Genomic DNA, 19,850 nt, shown 5'->3' with positions numbered 1-19,850 from the left:
GAAATTAATATTTCTTATCATGAGCATGTGTATTTTTTGCGATAATCCTTGGGATGGAAAATTTTTTCTATTCCCTTTCCACACGTCTATTTCGAACGTTAAGGATTAACGATGAAAAAACTTATTATTGCAACAGCTGTTGCAATGACTCTGTCTGCGGCAGCGCATGCCGACTCCACTGCGGTATTAAAATTAAAAGGTGTTTTAACCAATGATGCCTGTACGCCGACATTAAGCGGTGGCGGTACCGTTGATTTCGGTACTAAATACACCTACGCGCTATCTCCAACTGCCACTAACCAATTAGGTAATAAAGATCTGACACTGACGATCGCATGCCCCTCGCCTACCAAGGTGGGCTGGACAATGACGGATGAAAAGGTGGATTCACTGGTTACGCTTAATATTGAAAACGCACGTTTTGACGGGGCGGCCATCAGATATGAACCTGTCGAATTTGGCGTAGGCAAAACTGCGGGGGGCATCAAGATTGGTGCTTACTCTGTGGCAATTGATGCAGACAACACCCTGGCAGATGGGACGAAATCTGACGTCTATATTGCTGATAGAGCCAGTGGCACTTATGAGTGGCGCACCAAGGTCACAAACGACCAAAACTGGAGTCTTGTCTATGGTGATAGCGATCAAACCTATACCGTGGGCTCTGATATGCAGCCAGCCGCCTTTACGAATGCCGTATTCCCGCTGCGCGTAGCGCTCGCCGTGCAGGATACGACAACGCTTGCGATCACCGACGATACGCCTATCGACGGCCAGGCAACAGTCACTCTGTACTATCTGTAATTGCCTCGTTTCGCCCATAAATATTGGCGCGATGACCCGCATTTGTTAAGGAACAACAATGAAAAAGATTTTAGTTGCCACCGCCGTTGCTATGGCGCTTTCCGCAACCGCTGCTAACGCTGCGTCCACCGCCGTGCTGAAAGTTACCGGCATGCTCTCTGTTGCCGCCTGTACTCCGCAGTTAAGCGGCGGCGGCGAAGTAGATTATGGCCGTATTCACCTGGCCGATCTCTCCGCAACCAGCATAAACCAGCTGGGGCAGAAGGATATCTCCCTGACCATCACCTGCCCGGAAGCCACCAAAGCTGGCTGGACCATCAGCGATGACCGCGCAGACACCCACCCGGGCGCCTCTGTGATCACCATTAATGCCGCAGACGCGGCGGGCGGCACCGTTTCCGACACCACCCAGTCCTACGGCGTGGGCAAAACCGCAGGCGGCGTGAAAATTGGCGCTTACTCCATCTTCGCTGATGTGGCGAACGTCACCGCTGATGGCGTGAAATCAGACGTTATCTCCGGCACCGTGGACAGCCCGACCTGGCAGAAATCCGCTACCGGTATCATCAAAAACGCCAACATGGAAATGATGACCGTGGCCGCCTCCGGCACCTCTGAGCCGCTGCCTTTCACCACCGCAGTATTTCCGCTGAAAACCTCTCTGGCTATTCAGAACACCGCGACCCTTGCGATTACGGATGATACCAACCTGGACGGCCAGGCCACCATTACCGTGAAATATCTCTGATTATCAGCCCGATATAGTGTGAAACGTACCTCCTCTTAACAGAGGAGGTGTTTGTCAGGTTAAAGGATTAATCTCGATGTCAGTCAAAACCACGATCGCGCAGTGCGCCATTGCCGCACCGTTATTATTCTCTGCTCTCTTTTCTCAGGCGTATGCCGCCGGCATGGTGCCGGAAACTACGCTGCTGGTTATTGAAGAGTCGACCCACAGTGGCGTAATGAACGTTAAAAATACCGATAATTTTCCGGCCTTACTCTATACCACAATTGTCGATCTGCCTGACGACACGGGCGTGACGCTGAACGTCACCCAGCCGGTGGTTCGCGTGGAGCCGGATCAGCAGCAACAGCTTCGTTTTATTATGGAAAGCGCGCAGCCCCTCACCGTTGAACACCTTAAACGCGTGACCTTCGAGGGTATTCCGCCGAAATCCAATGATAAAAAGATCAAAATCGGCTTTAACCTGCGCCAGGATCTGCCGGTTTTAATTCGCCCAAAAAATCTGCCCGTCGTTACCGATGCCTGGAAGCTGCTTGAATGGTCCGGCAGCGGGGAACACTTTACCGTGAAAAACCCGTCCGCTTACGTGGTCCGCATGGCGCAGAACGTCACCTTTCTGCCCTCAAACGCCGAAGGCAAACTGAAGAAAACCTACATTCTGCCCGGCGAAACCCTGGAGGTTCAGGTGCCAAAAAGCCTGGCGGGTGAAAAGTCGGTACGCTTTTATCCGGCAAGCCGCTACGGCATTGAGGTTCCCAGCTTTACCGCCTCTTTAGCGCCATGATCTTTCTTCAGATAAGAGAATTAATCGGTGAACCGTCTTAATCTTTCCTCTTGTGTTCGGGCCGCACTCTATTGCTCGCTGACAGCCTGTATTCTCCCCGGCGCATTTGTCCATGCCAGGGAAGTGACGTTTGATACCGATATTCTGCAATCAAGGGGGATCAGTAAGAACCTGGCTGACTATTTTGCCGACTCTCCCCGTTTTCTGCCAGGAAGACATACGGTCTCCGTCACCATTAACGGCGTTGAGAAAGGCTCGATTGCCGTGCTTTTTGGCCCGCAGGGCGAACTCTGCGTTGACGACGATTTTCTCAGTGCCACGGGTTTAATGCCGGTGCGGATCGCCAGCAATGAAACGTGTCATGATTTACACAGTGACTACCCGTCAGCGGTGATCAACCCTGTACCGGGTAATGAGTCGCTTGCGCTTTTCGTTCCGGCAGAGGCGCTGGACAGCGTTTTTTTGACTCCGCAAAACTTTGCTAAAGGGGGGACCGCCGGGCTGTTTAACTACAACCTGTTCACCAGTCGCAACGACAGTTCAGGCTCCGACAGCACCAATTATTCGCAGGCCAACCTTGAGGCGGGTTTGAATATTGCACAGTGGACGGTACGCAGCCGCTATATGCTGACCGATGACGATGGTGATTTTAATTCGGACAGTCTCTACACCTATGCGGAACACGTTTTTCAGAATCAGAAGGTTCGCGCTCAGGTAGGTCAGATTAATGTGCATTCGTCACTGTTTAGTGGCGCGCCCATTGACGGCATCCAGTTTATCCCGGAACAGGGACTGGCGCAGGATACTCCCGGCGTCACCGTTAATGGCATTGCCCGCACCCACCAGGCGCGCGTCGAAGTTCGCCAGTCAGGACAGCTCATCTACTCCTCGCTGGTTAATGCCGGGCCATTTACGCTGGAAAGTGTACCGGTGATACGCGGTAACGCCGACCTTAACGTCAGCGTCGTTGAAACCGATGGTTCCACCACGCGATTTACCGTGCCCGCCTCCTCTTTTAATTTTCATGTGCTAAAACCTATCGGCCTCTCCATGTCGGTCGGGCGGGTGCGTGATATCGATACCGATTACGATCGCCCCTGGGTGTATAACATCTCTGATGGCTGGCTGCTCCACCCCGACTGGACGGCGACCGCCTCCGGCGTGCTGGCGCAGGATTACCAGGCAACGGGAGGCATGTTGCAGTGGCTGCCAGCGGAAAGAGTGTCAATTTCCGGCTCGCTGCTGGGAAGCCGGGAGTCTTTTGGCGAGTCACAGCAGGGCGCAAAGGGTGAAATCATCACCAGCATGGCGCTACCCGGCGATCTGAGTCTCGACTTAAGCGCTGCCAAATACAGCGGAGGCTATCGCGAACTGACAGAAGCGATGGACGATGATTTTCACGGTTATCAAAGCAGCTATAGCGCCAATATCAGCTGGGGCAACAACCTGTTCGGTACTTTCTCGCTGGGCTATTACGGCTATCAGGCGACAAATGATTATGATGATACGCGCAATGTGATGGTGTCATGGGGCAAAACGTTCAAATATGCCTCCATCTCCGTCAACTGGCAGCATGCGGTCAATCAGCATGAAGACGAGGATACAGACAGTAGCAGTAATGATGACGACATGTTTTATGTCAACGTCAGTATTCCGTTCGGCGCGCAGCGTGTCGGCGCCTATATGCGCAGCCAGGGCGATAAAACCTCCTACGGTCTGCAAAATAATGGCTCTTTGGGTGAAGATACCAGTTACTACATTTCGGCGGATCGTGATAACGAAAACAACGAAAATAGCTTTAATGGCAATATCAACACCAACCTGCATTACACGCAGCTCAGCGTGGGTGGCGGCTCCAGCGGCGACAATCAGCGCAACTATAACGCCACCCTCAGCGGCGGCGTGGCGCTGCATGAGCATGGTGTCACGTTCTCGCCTTACAGCGTTAAGGATACCTTTGCCATCGCCCGCCTGAGCGAGCCTGAAAGCGGTATTGAAATCGCTACGCCGCAGGGCCGCGTCTGGACCGATCGCTGGGGGCAAGCCGTTGTCCCGGGGCTGACGGAATGGCGCAAATCAAGAGTTGAAGTGAACGCTAACACGCTACCGAAAAGCATGGATCTGGCCAACGGCATTAAGAACATTTCCGTCGCCCATGCAGCTTTCAGGGAGCTGGATTTCAAAGTGCTGAATACCCGTCGCGTGATGCTCGAAGTGAAACGTGCAGACGGCTCGTGGCTGCCAAAAGGGACCAGCATCGTGGATGAGAAAAACAACTACCTGGTCAGCGCGGTGGACAGCGGGCGCGTTTTTGTCACCGATATGTCCAACAGCCCGGCGCTCTATGCCGTTGACGATAACATGCAGCGCGTCTGCCGCATCGATTACACCCTGAGCGAGACTCAGGACAAAGAATCGTTTTATGAAACCGCTAAAGGAGTCTGTAAATGAAACACCAGGGTAAACATTTACTGATGACTTTTTCGATAATGGCTGCGCTTTTTGCGCCCGCCGCCTGGTCCGCCGACGAGTGCCAGCTAACCCTCTCCTCGCCTGACGTCCGCTTCGGGCGGTTTAAACAGGACGAGGAGGTCAGCACTCAGCAGGGCTGGCATCAGATGCCTTCCCAGGAGGTTAACGTCAGCATTAGCTGCCCGGAAAACCAGACTATCGCGCTTTTTGTTCAGGCGACAGCGGGCGAAAAAGGACGCTTTTACTTTGGCGACAGCAGCGGCCTGGCGTTGCGCGCCAGCCATATGGTGATAGATGGTAAACCCTATGCGATTGGCAGAACCGTTGACAGAACGCAGTTTACTGCCGACGGCGATGCGCAGGAGAGCCAGTTGCTGAAGAATAATAACGGCATTATTGCAATGGAAAATCATCAGCCGGTAGAAGGTAAACAGATGAATGTTGTCCTGACTCTCACGCCAGTGCTGAGCGACCGTCAGTTTAATCACGTGGGTGATACGGTGACGCTGGAAAGTAATCTGATGTGGGAAGTGTTGACGAAGTAAAACAGGGGGCAAGTCCGCCCCCTCGAAAACGGGATTACTCTTTATCGCCCAACAGAACGGATTCCAGCGCGATTTTGATCATGTCGTTGAAGGTGGTCTGACGCTCGGCAGCGGTAGTCTGCTCGTGGGTACGGATGTGGTCAGACACGGTGCAGATGGTCAGCGCTTTCGCACCGAATTCAGCCGCCACGCCATAGATACCGGCCGCTTCCATTTCCACGCCCAGAATGCCGTATTTTTCCATCACGTCGAACATGTCGCCTTCTGGCGAGTAGAACAGATCGGCAGAGAACAGGTTGCCCACGCGCGCGTCAACGCCCAGCGCTTTTGCCGCGTCAACCGCGTTACGCACCATGTCAAAGTCAGCGATGGCCGCAAAGTCATGATCTTTAAAGCGGATGCGGTTGACTTTAGAGTCGGTGCACGCGCCCATGCCGATCACCACGTCACGCAGCTTAACGTCCATGCGCACTGCGCCGCAGGAGCCGACACGGATGATTTTCTTCACGCCGAAATCGGTGATCAGCTCTTTGGTGTAGATGGAACAGGATGGGATACCCATGCCGTGACCCATCACGGAGATTTTGCGGCCTTTATAGGTGCCGGTGAAGCCCAGCATGCCGCGCACGTTGTTCACTTCACGCACGTCTTCGAGGAAGGTTTCTGCAATGTGCTTCGCGCGCAGCGGGTCGCCCGGCATCAATACGACGTCAGCGAAATCACCCATTTCTGCATTAATGTGAGGAGTTGCCATCTTCAGTTCCTTTTACATTGTTGTTTTTGCCGGGTGGCGGCTACGCCTTACCCGGCCTACATTCTGTTCTCCCTCTCCCACAGGGAGAGGGCCGGGGTGAGGGCATCAGGCCGCACCCAATCCGTTTAGAACATAGCCTTGCCATATTCCATGTCAGACGTACCAAAGTATTTCGCAATCGTCTGGCCGATGTCCGCGAAGGTTTCACGGTGACCCAGCGAGCCCGGTTTGACTTTCGGGCCGTACACCAGCACCGGAATGTGCTCACGGGTGTGGTCGGTACCGGTCCAGGTCGGGTCACAGCCATGGTCTGCGGTCAGGATCAGGATGTCATCTTCCCCCACCAGCTCCATCAACTCTGGCAGACGGCGGTCAAACAGCTCCAGACCCGCAGCATATCCGGCGACGTCGCGACGGTGGCCCCAGGAGGAGTCGAAGTCCACGAAGTTGGTGAAGACAATGGTCTTATCGCCCGCTTCTTTCATCTCTTTGATGGTGGCGTCGAACAGCGCATCCAGACCGGTCGCTTTAACCTTTTTGGTAATGCCGCAGTTGGCGTAAATGTCCGCGATTTTACCCACGGAAACTACGTGACCGTCTTTCTCGTCGACGAGTTTTTGCAGCACGGTCGGCGCCGGTGGCTCCACGGCCAGATCGTGACGGTTGCCGGTACGCTGGAAGTTACCCGCTTTGTCGCCGATAAACGGACGCGCGATAACGCGGCCAATGTTGTAGCCGCCTTCGGTCAGCTCTTCACGGGCGATTTCGCACAGCTCGTACAGTTTATCCAGGCCAAACGTCTCTTCATGGCAGGCAATCTGGAACACGGAGTCAGCAGAGGTGTAGAAAATCGGCTTGCCGGTTTTCATGTGCTCTTCGCCGAGCTGATCCAGAATCACGGTACCGGAAGAGTGGCAGTTGCCGAGGTAGCCCGGCAGGTTGGCGCGCTTCACCAGCTTATCAAGCAGCTCCTGCGGGAAGCTGTTCTCGTGATCGGAGAAGTAACCCCAGTCAAACAGCACCGGCACGCCGGCAATTTCCCAGTGACCGGACGGAGTATCTTTCCCGGAAGAGAGCTCGTGCGCCCACGCGTAGGCGCCCACGACTTCCGCGTTACCGTCCATACCGGCTGCGATCTTACCGGTAGAGCCTTCATGCGCTTTTACCAGCCCCAGACGGGTCAGGTTTGGCAGGTTCAGAGGGCCTTTACGACCGTTGTCCGCTTCGCCTTTTGCACAGGCTTCCGCGATGTGACCCAGGGTATCGGAACCCACGTCACCAAATCGTTCTGCATCTTCGGTTGCGCCGATGCCGAATGAGTCCAGCACCATAATAAATGCACGTTTCATAATTGTTCTCCGTACTTAGTGCTTCATAAAAATGCGATCAGATCAGTATACCGCTATTCAGTGATACGACGATAGACCGTCGGTGTGGTTTCCGGTGCTTTATCGTCAAGAGATATTGCCGCCTTCACCGCTTTCGCCGCGTCCTGCCAGCTGGCTTCGTCTTTCGCGTGGATCACCGCCAGCGGACGTTGGCCGTCAACGCTGTCGCCCAGACGGGCCATATCGGTAAAGCCGACGCTGTAATCAATGGTGTCCGATGCCTGACGACGACCGCCGCCCATAGACACGACAGCCATGCCGAGCGCGCGGGTATCCATAGCCGAGACAAAGCCTTCGCTGTCCGCATAGACCGCTTTGCTGAGCATCGCGGTGGGCAGGTATTTCGCGTAGTTTTCCACGAAGTCGGTCGGGCCTTTCTGCGCCGCCACCATCCGACCAAAGATCTCCGCCGCTTTGCCGTTGTCCAGCACCGCCTGAAGCTTCGCGCGGGCTTCCGCATCGTCTTTGGCAAGCTTGCCGGAGATAAGCATCTCAACGCACAGCGCCATGGTGACGTCGAACAGACGCGGGTTACGGTATTCGCCTGTTAAGAACTGCACGGCCTCGCGGACTTCAACCGCGTTACCGGCGCTGGAGGCCAGCACCTGGTTCATATCCGTCAGCAGTGCGGTGGTGCGCACGCCCGCGCCGTTGGAAACGCCAACAATCGCTTCAGCCAGCGCCTCAGAGAGTTCATAGGTCGGCATAAACGCGCCGCTGCCCACTTTCACATCCATCACCAGCGCATCCAGACCTTCCGCCAGTTTTTTGGCAAGGATAGAGGCGGTGATCAGCGGGATGGAGTCTACGGTCGCGGTAATGTCACGCGTCGCGTAGAAACGCTTGTCTGCCGGAGCAAGAGAGCTGGTCTGGCCGATAATCGCCACGCCAACGTCTTTAATAATGTCGCGGAAGCGGTTGTCATCCGGGAAGATATCGAAGCCCGGAATGGCTTCCAGTTTGTCGAGCGTACCGCCGGTATGACCCAGGCCGCGCCCGGAAATCATCGGGATGTAACCGCCGCAGGCCGCCACCATCGGGCCAAGCATCAGGGAAGTCACGTCGCCCACGCCGCCGGTGGAGTGTTTGTCCACAATCGGGCCGTTGAGGTTGAGGCTTTTCCAGTCCAGAACGGTTCCTGAATCTCGCATCGCCATGGTCAGCGACACGCGCTCAGGCATCGACATATCGTGGAAGAAAATGGTCATCGCCAGAGCCGCAATCTGCCCTTCAGAGATGGTGTTATCACGAATGCCGTTGATAAAGAAGCGGATTTCTTCGTCGCTTAATGCATGACCATCACGTTTTTTACGAATAATTTCTTGTGCGAGAAACACGGTAACCTCCATGCGGAATCGGGTGAATGGCGGCGGGTATGTTGACCCGCCCCACGATCCTGTAGGCCGGGTTAGCGTAGCGCCACCCGGCAATTCAACTTAGTAGCTGCTTGCGCTCTTACCGTCACCGTGACCCAGCGCTTTCAACAGGCTGGCCAGCAGGCTGGACGCGCCGAAGCGGTAGTGGCGGGAGTCCGCCCAGTCGGCGCCGAACAGCTCGTCGGCAATCGCCAGGAACTGCTGCGCGTCTTCCGCGGTACGCACGCCGCCCGCCGGTTTGAAGCCAACGGTTTTGGACACGCCCATATCACGGATGACTTCCATCATGATGCGTGCACTTTCCGGGGTAGCGTTGACCGGCACTTTACCGGTAGAGGTTTTAATGAAGTCTGCGCCCGCTTTGATAGAGATTTCAGACGCTTTACGAATCAGCGCCTCTTCTTTCAGCTCGCCGGTTTCGATGATCACTTTAAGCAGCACATTTGCCGCCGCACACGCGTCTTTACAGGCTTTCACCAGGTCAAAACCGACCTGCTCGTTGCCGGCGATCAGCGCGCGGTACGGGAATACCACGTCAACTTCGTCTGCGCCGTACGCAATCGCCGCGCGGGTTTCTGCCAGCGCGATGTCGATATCGTCATTGCCGTGCGGGAAGTTGGTTACGGTGGCAATGCGCACGTCCGGCGTGCCCTGCTCTTTCAGCGTTTTGCGGGCAATCGGGATAAAGCGCGGGTAGATACAGACGGCGGCGGTGTTACCCACTGGCGTTTTCGCCTGATGGCACAGGGCGATGACTTTTTCATTGGTGTCGTCATCGTTCAGGGTGGTCAGGTCCATCAGTTTCAACGCGCGCAGGCTGCTTGCAGTTAAATCGGTCATAACAATCTCCAACGGCAGTGCCGTATAAATTTTACCTTGCGGGTCTGTGAGTATTCTAACATTCACCCGCATCCACACTTCGACATTCATCACAGTTAATGAAAACTGTGTGCAAATTTGCATTACTGTAATGAGATCTTCTTCAAACTTTAGCGCGTTAATTGCTGACTAAATCGGCGATATCCCCTGTCTGATCAAAAGCGCCACCAGGCTGGCTTCCTACAATTCGTTCACCATCCGCAGAACAACCAAGGAAGTGAACATGCCCGACGCCCTGCAACAACGTTGCCAGCACATTGTGACCAGCCCGGTGTTAACCCCGGAACAAAAACGTCATTTTCTGGCGCTGGAAGCGGAGAACAATCTGCCCTATCCCGCTCTGCCAGAGGCGGCCCGCGCCGCGCTGGACGAGGGATTCATCTGCGACATGTTCGAAGGCCATGCGCCTTACAAACCGCGCTACGTGCTGCCGGACTACGCTAAATTTCTGGCTAACGGCTCAGAATGGCTGGAGCTGGAAGGGGCGAAAGATCTGGATGATGCCCTCTCGCTGCTCACTATCCTTTATCATCATGTTCCGTCCGTCACATCGATGCCGGTCTATCTGGGCCAGCTCGATGAGATACTCTGTCCTTATGTTAAAATTCTAACACAGGATGAAATCGATAGCCGAATAAAACGTTTCTGGCGTTACCTGGACAGAACCCTGCCTGATGCGTTTATGCATGCCAATATCGGCCCGGCGGATACGCCTGTCACCCGAGCCATCCTTCGTGCAGATGCCGAACTGAAGCAGGTTGCGCCGAACCTGACCTTTATCTACGACCCGGATGTTACCCCCGGCGATCTGCTGCTGAGCGTGGCGAAAAACATTTGTGAATGTAGTAAGCCGCATATTTCCAATGGCCCGGTGAATGATAAAATTTTCACAAAAGGTCGCTATGGCGTGGTAAGCTGTTACAACTCCCTGCCGCTGGCGGGCGGCGGCAGCACGCTGGTGCGCCTTAACCTGAAAGCGATTGCGGAACACAGCCGCTCACCGGAAGACTTTTTCACCCGTACCCTTCCCCACTACTGCCAGCAACAAATCGCGATCATCAATGCGCGCTGCGATTTTTTATATGAACAATCCGGCTTCTTTGAGAATAGCTTCCTGGTGAAAGAGGGGCTGATTGATGCCGATCGTTTTGTGCCGATGTTTGGCATGTACGGTCTGGCTGAAGCGGTGAACGTACTGTGCGAGAAAGCAGGCATTACGGGTCGTTACGGTAAGAACGAACAGGCCAATGCGCTGGGCTACCGCATCAGTGAACAGCTTGCGGCGTTTGTTGAAAACACGCCGGTGAAACACGGCTGGCAGCACCGCGCGATGCTGCATGCCCAGTCTGGGATCAGTTCCGATTCTGGCACCACGCCGGGCGCGCGTCTGCCGTACGGCGACGAACCGGACCCTGTCAGCCACCTGTTGGCCGTGGCGCCGCATCATAAACACTATCATTCGGGGATCAGCGATATTCTCACCCTGGAGGAAACGGTTAAACGCAATCCTCAGGCTGTGGTGCAGCTGTGCCTGGGGGCGTTCAACGCCGGTATGCGTGAGTTCACCGCGAATGTAGCCGGAAACGACCTGGTACGCGTCACCGGGTATATGGTGCGGCTCTCCGATCTGGAGAAATACCGGGAGGCCGGCTCGCGCACCAACACCACCTGGCTCGGCGAGGAGGCCGCGCGCAATACCCGTATTCTGGAACGTCAGCCGCGCGTGATAAGCCATGAACAGCAGATGCGCTTTAGTTAGTCAGGTCATCCCCTTCTCCTGCGTGGACGGGCCGGGCAGCCGCCTGGCGCTGTTCCTCCAGGGCTGTAACCTGCGCTGCAAAACCTGCCATAACCCGTGGACGATAGGGCGCTGCAACGACTGCGGCGACTGCGTGCCCCACTGTCCGCATGATGCGCTGACGATTCAGGCCGGGCGCGTCTGGTGGCAGGAGAGTCACTGTCAGCAGTGCGACACCTGTCTGCACCTGTGTCAGCAGCAGGCGACGCCGATGGCGCAGCGCTATAGCGTCGAGGAGATCCTTTCCCGGGTTCGCACGTCCGCGCCGTTTATTGAGGGCGTGACCGTCAGCGGGGGTGAGGCCACCACGCAGCTGCCGTTTGTGGTTGCGCTGTTCACCGCGATCAAAGCCGATCCGTCCCTGCGCCATCTGACGTGTCTGGTGGACAGTAACGGCCTGTTAAGCGAAACCGGCTGGCAAAAGCTGTTGCCGGTGTTTGACGGCGCGATGGTGGATCTGAAAGCCTGGGACAATGAACATCACCGTTTTCTGACCGGGCGCGAAAACACGCTGATCAAGCAGAGCATCCGCTGGCTGGCCGATCGTCATCGCCTGACGGAGCTACGCCTGCTGGTGATCCCCGATCGGTGTGATTATCTGCACCATCTGCCATCGCTGACCGCTTTGATCCACGCGTTGGGGAACGTTCCGGTGCGGATCAATGCGTTTCATGCCCATGGGGTTTACGGGGAGGCGGCGCGATGGCGGAGCGCCACGCCGGAGGACATCGAGCCGCTGGCGCAGGCCCTGGAACGGCAGCAGATCACGGTGATCCGCCCGGCCCTTTATCTATAGCGTGATGCCGAAGACCGCGCGGGTGTTTTCCAGCAGCGCGCTGGCAATCACATCTTCAGGCTCCTGACGCAGCTCACACAGCACATCAAAAACGCGCGCCGCCTGCTCCGGGCGGTTGGGCTGGCCCTGAAAACCATTCAGCGGCATGTCAGGCGCATCCGTTTCCAGCAGGAGCGAGGTCAGCGGAAGCTGCGCCATCACATCACGGGTTTTGCTGGCACGCGGATAGGTGATGGTGCCGCCGACGCCAATTTTATAGCCCAGCTCGATAAAACGCTGCGCCTGCTGAAGGCTTCCAGCGAAACCGTGGACCACGCCCCTGCGCGGCACGTCGATGCGCTTCAGGTGCATCGCCAGTTTGTCATGGGTACGTCTGGAGTGGAGGATCACCGGCAGATCGTGGCGCTTCGCCAGCCGGAGCTGCGCGTCCAGGATCGTCTGCTGGCGTTCAAACTGCGGATCTTCACGATAGAGATCGAGGCCGATCTCACCGATGGCGACCAGCTTCGTATCCGTGTTTTGCAACGTGGCATCCAGCCTGTCGAGATGCTCATCAAGATGGTGCTCAATAACGATCGGATGCAGACCCAGCGCGGCATACAGCGCATCGTGCTCCCGGGCAAGCGCCAGAACTTTGTCGAATCTCGCCGCTTCAATAGCGGGCACAATAATGGCCCTCACACCGGCCTCAGCCGCGCGCGCAATACTGGATGTTTCCTCCCCGCTAAACGGCGGGAAATCAAAGTGGCAATGGGTATCGATAAAGCAGTGCGTCACGCCAGATCCTCGTTATCGAGTAAGCCATCGTTGGCCTGCGGCGCGTCCACCAGCGGCATCGCCACCGCGTCATTGGCCACAACGGCAGGCGGCAAAATGATGCTTTTATGCCGATGAAGAGGCGGTTGCTCCGCCAGCATTTTCCCGACGGTCGCCAGGAAGTACCGCCCGCACAGCCGCCCCGTTTTGTAATCCATACGCAACGCAGGCAGCCGACTGCCCAGCGCCATGCTCAGTAGCGGCTTAGGCGGATAAATTTCAAAAATGCGCAGCTTGCCCGGTGGTTTTTCAATAAAACGCTGCATCGCGCCGTAGGTGGTTTCATGCTGCTTCGCGATATTCACCAGCGGTTGCAGGCTGCTGTCGCCCAGCCAGCGTTCCATCCGCTTAAACCACTGTGGGGTGTAATACATCTGCGAAGGCACCGTGCGGATCACCACAATGGTTTTTGCCCCGCGCCGCGCCGCCTCCTGTACCGGCACCGCGTCGCTGATACCGCCGTCAAGATAGCTTATCCCCTCCAGCAGCGCGCCGGTGCGGTAGAATCCCGGGATCGCGCTGGACGCGCGGATGATATCCAGCCAGTTCTCTTTCTGCGGCGAAAAGTAACCCGGCGAATAGTCATCGCCACGGCTGGCGCACATCCAGAACTCTTTGCCGGTATCGAACAGTCGTGACGCGGTATCCATGGCCAGCGGCATCTGGCTGGAGGTGGCATCCAGTAACCAGTCGAGATCGATCAAGTTCCCGCCGCGCACGAAGCGTACCGGATTGAAGAATTCTTTCGAGGTGGTGTAGCGCATAATCACTTTGCGCGCATAGCCGGGCTGGTTGCAGACATAGGCGGAGAGGTTCTGCGCCCCGGCAGAGGTGCCGAAATAGAGATCGAACGGGTTGAATTGCGCGCGCATAAATTCGTCGAGCACGCCAGCGGTAAAAATACCGCGCTGCCCGCCCCCTTCACAGACCAGCGCCAGCTGGCCTGCATGAAACGGTTTTAACGTCAGCGGCGCAATATTGCCGAGCGTAACGGGAATTCGTTGCCCCACCTCTGCCTTCCTGTTTTCATTATTTTGATGAGACACAGTAACGCACTTTCCCGGTGGTTCTCAAACGAGAAAAAGCCAGTCACGAGGACTGGCTTGAGTTTGTTTAGTAAATATTGCGTTTGCTACGGGCGACGTCGACCCGTAAACAGGCTGACCAGGAACAGAATAATACCGACGACGAAGACAATTTTCGCTGCCCATGCCGCGGTACCCGCCAGTCCACCAAAGCCCAATGCGGCGGCAATTAACGCGATAACCAGAAATATAATGCCCCAACGAAACATAAGCCTCTCCTTTACCATAGTTAATGTCGGCCGCTAAACGTGAGCGCTCAGGTCACTCACCGGCTTTTCCAGAATCGTTTTTATTTCGCCCGCGGTTTTCAGCCAGACGGGCGAGTGGTACTGCTTTACTTCGTTTTCAGATCGTTTTTGACGCTTTTCACACCATCAATAGCTTTCGCAATTGACTCGGCACGATCGCTTTGTGCCTGATTCTCAACCGTACCGGACAGCTGGACCACACCATCGGTGGTTTCAACTTTCACCATACGGGATGGCACGATGTCGTCAGCTAACAGTTTAGCTTTGATTTCGCTGGTAGTTGCTGCATCTCCGGCATAGCCCTTCACCGACGATTCTTTGCTGTCACGTACGTGCAGTTTGTCGCTGACGGAGCTTACGCCCTCAACGCCTTTCGCCACTTTAACGGCTTCTTCAGCCTGGGTCTGGCTTTCAACGAAACCGCTCAGGGTGACAACCTTGTTGTCGGTTTTAACAGAAATATCGGTGCTCTTAATGGATTCGTGATCCACCAGTGCGGCTTTCACTTTTGCTGTGATTGAGCTGTCATCCATGAAATTACCGACTTTATTCATAGAGCTATCGATTTTTTCCCCTGCGGTATTGGCGGAACTTTGCGCTTTATCCATGGTGCTGGATTCCGCCAGAGCAGAACCGCTTACCAGGACACTACCCAACGTTACAGCCAGCAGAGTTTTAGAAATCTTCAGTCTTGTCATATTCATCGATTTATTCCTGTGTTTTGCCCGTTATTTGGGCGACATACTTCCCTAAATCTTGGTTTTATATATTGCGAATTAACACCGGGGCAAAATGGAGAACCAGTGGACATGCATTGAACAGTTAATTCATCCACGCCCGGTGCTAAACACTGAGTTAAATATAGATCACAATCAGAGGGGTGCATTCAGAATTGGGGAAAAAACGAACGAATAGCGAAAAATTGCGGTGAATTAAGAACATTCCGCAAGGGTTTAATAACACAGGAATTAAAGAAGAGCACGGCGGCAGCCGTGCTCTGAGAGGGAATTAATGCTCGCGCGTTTTGCGGAACTGAACATCAGGATAACGTTCCTGCGTCAGGTTCAGGTTAACCATAGTCGGGGCGATATAGGTCAGGTTATCGCCACCGTCCAGCGCCAGCTGAACTTCGTTCTTACGTTTAAATTCTTCGAATTTCTTCACGTCTGAACATTCAACCCAGCGGGCGGTCGCCACGTTTACCGATTCGTAAATCGCTTCCACGTTGTACTCGCTCTTAAGACGGGCAACCACCACGTCGAACTGGAGCACACCCACCGCGCCTACGATCAGATCGTTGTTGGCGATGGGGCGGAACACCTGTACCGCGCCCTCTTCGGAAAGCTGGACCAGGCCTTTCAGCAGCTGCTTCTGCTTCAGCGGATCGCGCAGGCGAATGCGGCGGAACAGTTCCGGCGCGAAGTTCGGGATACCGGTGAACTTCATCATCTCGCCCTGCGTGAAGGTATCGCCAATCTGAATGGTGCCGTGGTTGTGTAAACCAATGATGTCACCCGGATAGGCCTCTTCTACATGCGAACGGTCGCCCGCCATGAAGGTCAGCGCGTCGGAGATCACCACGTCTTTACCGATACGGACCTGACGCAGCTTCATGCCCTTCTCGTACTTACCGGAGACCACGCGCATAAAGGCGACGCGGTCGCGGTGTTTCGGATCCATGTTGGCCTGAATTTTAAAGACGAAGCCGGAGAACTTCTCTTCCTTCGCTTCTACTTCGCGGGTGTCGGTTTTACGCGGCATCGGCTGCGGGGCCCACTCCACCAGACCGTCGAGCATATGGTCAACGCCGAAGTTGCCGAGTGCGGTACCGAAGAAGACCGGGGTAATTTCACCGCTCAGGAACAGCTCTCTGTCGAACTCGTGCGACGCGCCTTTAACCAGCTCCAGCTCATCGCGCAGCTGGGCGGCCAGCTCTTCACCGACAGCGGCGTCCAGCTCCGGGTTGTCCAGACCTTTCACAATGCGGACTTCCTGAATGGTGTGGCCCTTGCCGGTCTGGTACAGGTAGGTTTCGTCTTTATAGAGGTGGTAAACCCCTTTGAACAGCTTGCCGCAGCCAATCGGCCAGGTGATTGGCGCGCAGGCAATCTTCAGCTCGTTTTCCACTTCATCCATCAGCTCCATCGGGTCACGGATGTCACGGTCGAGTTTGTTCATAAAGGTGAGGATTGGCGTATCGCGCAGACGGGTGACTTCCATCAGCTTGCGGGTACGATCTTCAACACCTTTCGCGGCGTCGATCACCATCAGGCAGCAGTCCACCGCCGTCAGCGTACGGTAGGTATCTTCGGAGAAGTCTTCGTGCCCCGGGGTGTCCAGCAGGTTCACCAGGCAGTCGTGATACGGGAACTGCATCACGGAGGTGGTAATCGAAATACCACGCTGCTTTTCCATCTCCATCCAGTCGGATTTCGCATGCTGGCTGGAGCCACGGCCTTTAACGGTACCCGCGGTCTGGATCGCCTGTCCGAACAGCAACACCTTCTCAGTGATGGTCGTTTTACCGGCATCCGGGTGCGAGATAATGGCAAAAGTGCGGCGTTTGGCCACCTCTTGCAGATAAGGAGACAACGTCATAATCAATTCTTCTTAGGTAAGCGCGGCAGCAGGCCGCGCATCATGGAATACGAAAAATGCGGCTATTTTACCCATCAACAGGGGGCAGGCAATCATTGTTTACACAGGAGCTGCTCCAGTTCGTTCAATGACGTTACGGTCCAGGTCGGCTCGATGCCTTCCGGCAGCGTGCGGCCATGCGCATTAAGCCAGACGGTCGACAGGCCCGATCTCATACCTCCCAGAATATCAGATTCTGCCGTATCCCCCACCATCAGCACGCGATCGCGGTCAGGATTGCCCGCTTGCGCCAGCGCATAATCGAAAATACGCGGATCCGGCTTCGGCACGCCCACCTCTTCGGAGATCACCAGCGCGTCGAAATGATCGCGCAGGCCGGTGCGTTCAAGGCGGATCTGCTGAAGCGCGGTAAAGCCGTTGGTGATGATCCCAAGCTTCACCTTCCCTTTCAGCGAATCCAGCAGAGAAACGGCGCCAGGCAGCGGCGCGCAGATATCTGCCATGGCATTCAGGAAGGCCTCATTCAGCACCCCAGGACTGACGTTTAACCGTTCAGCCCACACGTCAAACCGCTGATGCTGAAGCTGTAACGCGGTGATGGCTCCGTTCTGGTAATCCACCCACAGCGGTTTGTTCACCGCCTGATAGTCCTGAAAATCTTCCGCGGTGAACGTCACGCTATAGTCGAGAAACATCCGCTGTAGGCCGCCGAACGAGTCAAACGTAAACAGCGTTTCGTCGGCATCAAAGAAAATCCAGTCCCATTTCATCGTTACAACCTTATTTTCGTTATCCAATCGGCAGAGCCATGATAATGGCGTCTTCACGTCCCTCTGCGGTGGGGTAGTAGTTACGGCGGATAGTCGCCTCGTTGAAGCCTAAGCTTTCATAGAGCGCGATGGCGGCGACATTGGACGCGCGCACCTCCAGCCACAGGGTGAAAACGTCACGGGTTTCCAGTTCACGAATGAGGTGCTCAAGCAGTTCCCTGCCCAGCCCGCGGCGCTGGTAAGCGGGATCGACCGCAATATTAAACAGCGTCGCCTCGTCCAGAACGACCTGCGTGATGGCGAACGCAGCCATCGCGCCGTCAACGTCCAGGCGGAGATTTAAATAGCGTTCGCCCTGATTGCTGGCAAACGTCTTTTCGCTCCACGGAAAAGCATGGGCGCGGGTTTCAATCGCGAACGCGGTGGTCAGGTCAGCCGTCGTGAGGGAAGAAATCGTGTTCATATTCGCAAATTTGTTGCCATAGCACGCTGCGCGCTTTTGGGTTGGCTTTCAGTTCGTCCAGCGCTGGCGAACTGATCTGGCTTCCTTCAAGAGGTAGCTCATCCACTGCCCCGATTCGCCAGCTGTTACAGCGGCTGTCAGGGGGAAGCATCGCGACGCTTTCGGGCGCCAGCTGTAATACCTGATCGTGGGTCACCTTCAGGCTGCGAAGGACATCCTCAATCAGGGGCTCGTTCAGGGCAGGCGGCGCTTCTGCCACCATCACCAGGCGGACATGCGCAGGGATGGAGATGGCTATTTCGCCCCGCAACGCCGTCGGGCGACGCAAAGCCCACTGGGTGATGCCCAGCTGCTGCAACTGCCAGTCTCGTCGGGATGTCATAGCGAAAACTCCTGTCTCTCAGGCGCGCAAATATAGCAAATGTGTCGAAACTGCGCCATCTACCTACTATAATCCCCGCCTGAGTTTATTGAGGAACAATTCATGTCTGCATTTACCCCGGCAAGTGAAGTCTTGCTGCGTCACAGTGATGATTTCGAAGAAAGCCGTATTCTGTTTGCCGGAGATATGCAGGATGACCTGCCCGCGCGTTTCGACTGTGCTGAAAGCCGTGCCCACACCCAGTACTATCACCACTGGCAGGTGCTGAGCCGCCAGATGGGCGAGCGCGCGCGCTTTAGCCTGGCGGCGGAGCAGAGCGATATTGCTGACTGCGATACGCTCATTTACTACTGGCCGAAAAACAAACCGGAAGCCCAGTTCCAGCTGATGAACCTGCTTTCTCTGCTGCCGGTCGGCTGCGATATTTTTGTTGTCGGTGAGAACCGCAGCGGGGTGCGTAGCGCAGAGCAGATGCTCGAAGCCTGGGCGCCGCTGACGAAAATCGACAGCGCCCGTCGCTGCGGCCTGTACCATGGTCGTCTGGAAAAACAGACCACCTTCGATGCCGACGCCTTCTGGGACGAGTACCAGCTTGATGGCCTGACCATTAAAACCCTGCCGGGTGTGTTCAGCCGTGACGCGCTCGATACGGGCAGTAAGCTGCTGCTGTCCACCCTGACGCCTCACACCAAGGGCAAGGTGCTGGACGTCGGCTGTGGCGCGGGCGTGCTGTCCACGGTTCTCGCCAGCCACTCACCAAAAGTGCGTTTAACCCTGTGTGACGTGAGCGCCCCGGCGGTAGAAGCCAGCCGCGCCACGCTTGCGGCGAATGGCATTGAAGGCGACGTGTTTGCCAGCAACGTCTTCTCCGACGTGACCGGTCGCTTTGACATGATCATCTCTAACCCGCCGTTCCACGACGGAATGGAGACCAGCCTTGAAGCGGCGCAAACGCTGATCCGTGGCGCAACCCGTCACCTCAACAGCGGCGGTGAGCTGCGTATCGTGGCGAACGCCTTCCTCGCGTACCCGAAAGTGCTGGATGAAACCTTTGGTTTCCACGAAGTGATCGCCCAGACGGGCCGCTTTAAGGTCTATCGCACCGTGATGACGCGCCAGGCGAAAAAGTAATCCCCCCTGTCCG

At 55.8% G+C, this 19,850-nt stretch carries 20 protein-coding genes; 8 read left to right on the top strand and 12 right to left on the bottom strand.

The window, feature by feature from the left end:
* The first annotated feature begins 111 nt into the window (after positions 1-111).
* The 5 genes from ACNQ0W_RS17770 (at position 112) to ACNQ0W_RS17750 (ending at position 5,353) form a co-directional block, all read left to right on the top strand.
* Positions 112-804, top strand: coding sequence for a DUF1120 domain-containing protein (locus ACNQ0W_RS17770; RefSeq protein ID WP_062932391.1), 693 nt, complete (start codon positions 112-114; stop codon positions 802-804).
* Between the two features lie 58 nt (positions 805-862).
* Positions 863-1,552: a DUF1120 domain-containing protein gene (locus ACNQ0W_RS17765; protein ID WP_062932392.1), complete on the top strand. Its 690-nt coding sequence runs from the start codon at positions 863-865 to the stop codon at positions 1,550-1,552.
* Between the two features lie 76 nt (positions 1,553-1,628).
* Entirely contained in the window at positions 1,629-2,336 is a 708-nt protein-coding gene (locus ACNQ0W_RS17760) for a fimbria/pilus chaperone family protein (protein WP_062932393.1), read from the top strand.
* Positions 2,337-2,363: 27 nt separating this feature from the next.
* Positions 2,364-4,787: a fimbrial biogenesis outer membrane usher protein gene (locus ACNQ0W_RS17755; RefSeq protein ID WP_062932394.1), complete on the top strand. Its 2,424-nt coding sequence runs from the start codon at positions 2,364-2,366 to the stop codon at positions 4,785-4,787.
* On the top strand, positions 4,784-5,353 hold the full coding sequence (locus ACNQ0W_RS17750; RefSeq protein ID WP_062932395.1) for a hypothetical protein: 570 nt from the start codon (positions 4,784-4,786) through the stop codon (positions 5,351-5,353). Before ACNQ0W_RS17755 ends, ACNQ0W_RS17750 begins: the two co-directional genes overlap by 4 nt.
* 34 nt (positions 5,354-5,387) lie before the next feature.
* On the opposite strand, the gene deoD is transcribed toward ACNQ0W_RS17750, so the two are convergent.
* From deoD to deoC, 4 genes are all read right to left on the bottom strand, one after another.
* Entirely contained in the window at positions 5,388-6,107 is a 720-nt protein-coding gene (gene deoD, locus ACNQ0W_RS17745; protein WP_003856538.1) for a purine-nucleoside phosphorylase, read from the bottom strand.
* A 125-nt stretch (positions 6,108-6,232) separates the two neighbouring features.
* Positions 6,233-7,456 carry a phosphopentomutase gene (deoB, locus tag ACNQ0W_RS17740; protein ID WP_003856540.1) on the bottom strand — a complete coding sequence of 408 codons (1,224 nt, stop codon included), beginning with the start codon at positions 7,454-7,456 and terminating at the stop codon, positions 6,233-6,235.
* A gap of 53 nt (positions 7,457-7,509) precedes the next feature.
* Positions 7,510-8,832: a thymidine phosphorylase gene (gene deoA / locus ACNQ0W_RS17735; RefSeq protein WP_017383831.1), complete on the bottom strand. Its 1,323-nt coding sequence runs from the start codon at positions 8,830-8,832 to the stop codon at positions 7,510-7,512.
* A gap of 99 nt (positions 8,833-8,931) precedes the next feature.
* Positions 8,932-9,711 carry a deoxyribose-phosphate aldolase gene (deoC, locus tag ACNQ0W_RS17730; RefSeq protein WP_023303054.1) on the bottom strand — a complete coding sequence of 260 codons (780 nt, stop codon included), beginning with the start codon at positions 9,709-9,711 and terminating at the stop codon, positions 8,932-8,934.
* A 262-nt stretch (positions 9,712-9,973) separates the two neighbouring features.
* Here deoC and ACNQ0W_RS17725 point away from each other — a divergent pair, with 262 nt between their 5' ends.
* The gene (locus tag ACNQ0W_RS17725; protein ID WP_062932396.1) at positions 9,974-11,509 is read left to right on the top strand and encodes a YjjI family glycine radical enzyme; all 1,536 of its coding nucleotides are present in this window, start codon (positions 9,974-9,976) and stop codon (positions 11,507-11,509) included.
* Positions 11,484-12,344, top strand: a complete 861-nt coding sequence (locus ACNQ0W_RS17720; RefSeq protein WP_062932397.1) for a YjjW family glycine radical enzyme activase — start codon at positions 11,484-11,486, stop codon at positions 12,342-12,344. The genes ACNQ0W_RS17725 and ACNQ0W_RS17720 overlap by 26 nt, the downstream gene beginning before the upstream one ends.
* Here ACNQ0W_RS17720 and ACNQ0W_RS17715 read toward each other — a convergent pair.
* From ACNQ0W_RS17715 to ACNQ0W_RS17680, 8 genes are all read right to left on the bottom strand, one after another.
* A complete protein-coding gene (locus tag ACNQ0W_RS17715; RefSeq protein WP_062932398.1) occupies positions 12,339-13,121 on the bottom strand; it encodes a TatD family hydrolase in 783 nt (260 codons plus the stop codon). The genes ACNQ0W_RS17720 and ACNQ0W_RS17715 overlap by 6 nt on opposite strands.
* The gene (locus tag ACNQ0W_RS17710) at positions 13,118-14,170 is read right to left on the bottom strand and encodes a patatin-like phospholipase family protein (RefSeq protein WP_003856550.1); all 1,053 of its coding nucleotides are present in this window, start codon (positions 14,168-14,170) and stop codon (positions 13,118-13,120) included. Before ACNQ0W_RS17710 ends, ACNQ0W_RS17715 begins: the two co-directional genes overlap by 4 nt.
* A 122-nt stretch (positions 14,171-14,292) precedes the next feature.
* Positions 14,293-14,454 carry a DUF1328 domain-containing protein gene (locus tag ACNQ0W_RS17705; RefSeq protein WP_003856556.1) on the bottom strand — a complete coding sequence of 54 codons (162 nt, stop codon included), beginning with the start codon at positions 14,452-14,454 and terminating at the stop codon, positions 14,293-14,295.
* A 125-nt stretch (positions 14,455-14,579) separates the two neighbouring features.
* A complete protein-coding gene (osmY, locus tag ACNQ0W_RS17700) occupies positions 14,580-15,197 on the bottom strand; it encodes a molecular chaperone OsmY (RefSeq protein WP_047052524.1) in 618 nt (205 codons plus the stop codon).
* Between the two features lie 304 nt (positions 15,198-15,501).
* Entirely contained in the window at positions 15,502-17,091 is a 1,590-nt protein-coding gene (gene prfC, locus ACNQ0W_RS17695; protein ID WP_006810210.1) for a peptide chain release factor 3, read from the bottom strand.
* A 92-nt stretch (positions 17,092-17,183) separates the two neighbouring features.
* The gene (gene yjjG / locus ACNQ0W_RS17690) at positions 17,184-17,861 is read right to left on the bottom strand and encodes a pyrimidine 5'-nucleotidase (protein ID WP_023295889.1); all 678 of its coding nucleotides are present in this window, start codon (positions 17,859-17,861) and stop codon (positions 17,184-17,186) included.
* A gap of 19 nt (positions 17,862-17,880) precedes the next feature.
* The gene (rimI, locus tag ACNQ0W_RS17685; protein WP_003856565.1) at positions 17,881-18,324 is read right to left on the bottom strand and encodes a ribosomal protein S18-alanine N-acetyltransferase; all 444 of its coding nucleotides are present in this window, start codon (positions 18,322-18,324) and stop codon (positions 17,881-17,883) included.
* Positions 18,293-18,706: a DNA polymerase III subunit psi gene (locus tag ACNQ0W_RS17680; RefSeq protein WP_062932399.1), complete on the bottom strand. Its 414-nt coding sequence runs from the start codon at positions 18,704-18,706 to the stop codon at positions 18,293-18,295. Before ACNQ0W_RS17680 ends, rimI begins: the two co-directional genes overlap by 32 nt.
* 102 nt (positions 18,707-18,808) lie before the next feature.
* Here ACNQ0W_RS17680 and rsmC point away from each other — a divergent pair, with 102 nt between their 5' ends.
* Positions 18,809-19,837 (top strand): 16S rRNA (guanine(1207)-N(2))-methyltransferase RsmC, encoded by a 1,029-nt coding sequence (rsmC, locus tag ACNQ0W_RS17675; RefSeq protein WP_015572609.1) that lies wholly within the window; start codon positions 18,809-18,811, stop codon positions 19,835-19,837.
* Positions 19,838-19,850 lie beyond the last annotated feature (13 nt).

Source organism: Enterobacter cloacae complex sp. 6730903, from assembly GCF_048283985.1.
GTDB lineage: Bacteria > Pseudomonadota > Gammaproteobacteria > Enterobacterales > Enterobacteriaceae > Enterobacter > Enterobacter hormaechei_C.
The sequence above is the reverse complement of the archived record's forward strand: the minus strand, read 5'-3'. Positions and strand labels throughout refer to the sequence as shown.

Coding starts and splice junctions, on each gene's coding strand:
- ACNQ0W_RS17760 (WP_062932393.1), top strand. CDS start 1,629: ATGTCAGTCAAAACCACGATCGCGCAGTGCGCCATTGCCGCACCGTTA.
- deoB (WP_003856540.1), bottom strand. CDS start 7,456: ATGAAACGTGCATTTATTATGGTGCTGGACTCATTCGGCATCGGCGCA.
- ACNQ0W_RS17750 (WP_062932395.1), top strand. CDS start 4,784: ATGAAACACCAGGGTAAACATTTACTGATGACTTTTTCGATAATGGCT.
- ACNQ0W_RS17770 (WP_062932391.1), top strand. CDS start 112: ATGAAAAAACTTATTATTGCAACAGCTGTTGCAATGACTCTGTCTGCG.
- rimI (WP_003856565.1), bottom strand. CDS start 18,324: ATGAACACGATTTCTTCCCTCACGACGGCTGACCTGACCACCGCGTTC.
- deoC (WP_023303054.1), bottom strand. CDS start 9,711: ATGACCGATTTAACTGCAAGCAGCCTGCGCGCGTTGAAACTGATGGAC.
- ACNQ0W_RS17720 (WP_062932397.1), top strand. CDS start 11,484: ATGAACAGCAGATGCGCTTTAGTTAGTCAGGTCATCCCCTTCTCCTGC.
- osmY (WP_047052524.1), bottom strand. CDS start 15,197: ATGAATATGACAAGACTGAAGATTTCTAAAACTCTGCTGGCTGTAACG.
- rsmC (WP_015572609.1), top strand. CDS start 18,809: ATGTCTGCATTTACCCCGGCAAGTGAAGTCTTGCTGCGTCACAGTGAT.
- ACNQ0W_RS17705 (WP_003856556.1), bottom strand. CDS start 14,454: ATGTTTCGTTGGGGCATTATATTTCTGGTTATCGCGTTAATTGCCGCC.
- ACNQ0W_RS17725 (WP_062932396.1), top strand. CDS start 9,974: ATGCCCGACGCCCTGCAACAACGTTGCCAGCACATTGTGACCAGCCCG.
- deoD (WP_003856538.1), bottom strand. CDS start 6,107: ATGGCAACTCCTCACATTAATGCAGAAATGGGTGATTTCGCTGACGTC.
- ACNQ0W_RS17680 (WP_062932399.1), bottom strand. CDS start 18,706: ATGACATCCCGACGAGACTGGCAGTTGCAGCAGCTGGGCATCACCCAG.
- ACNQ0W_RS17765 (WP_062932392.1), top strand. CDS start 863: ATGAAAAAGATTTTAGTTGCCACCGCCGTTGCTATGGCGCTTTCCGCA.
- yjjG (WP_023295889.1), bottom strand. CDS start 17,861: ATGAAATGGGACTGGATTTTCTTTGATGCCGACGAAACGCTGTTTACG.
- prfC (WP_006810210.1), bottom strand. CDS start 17,091: ATGACGTTGTCTCCTTATCTGCAAGAGGTGGCCAAACGCCGCACTTTT.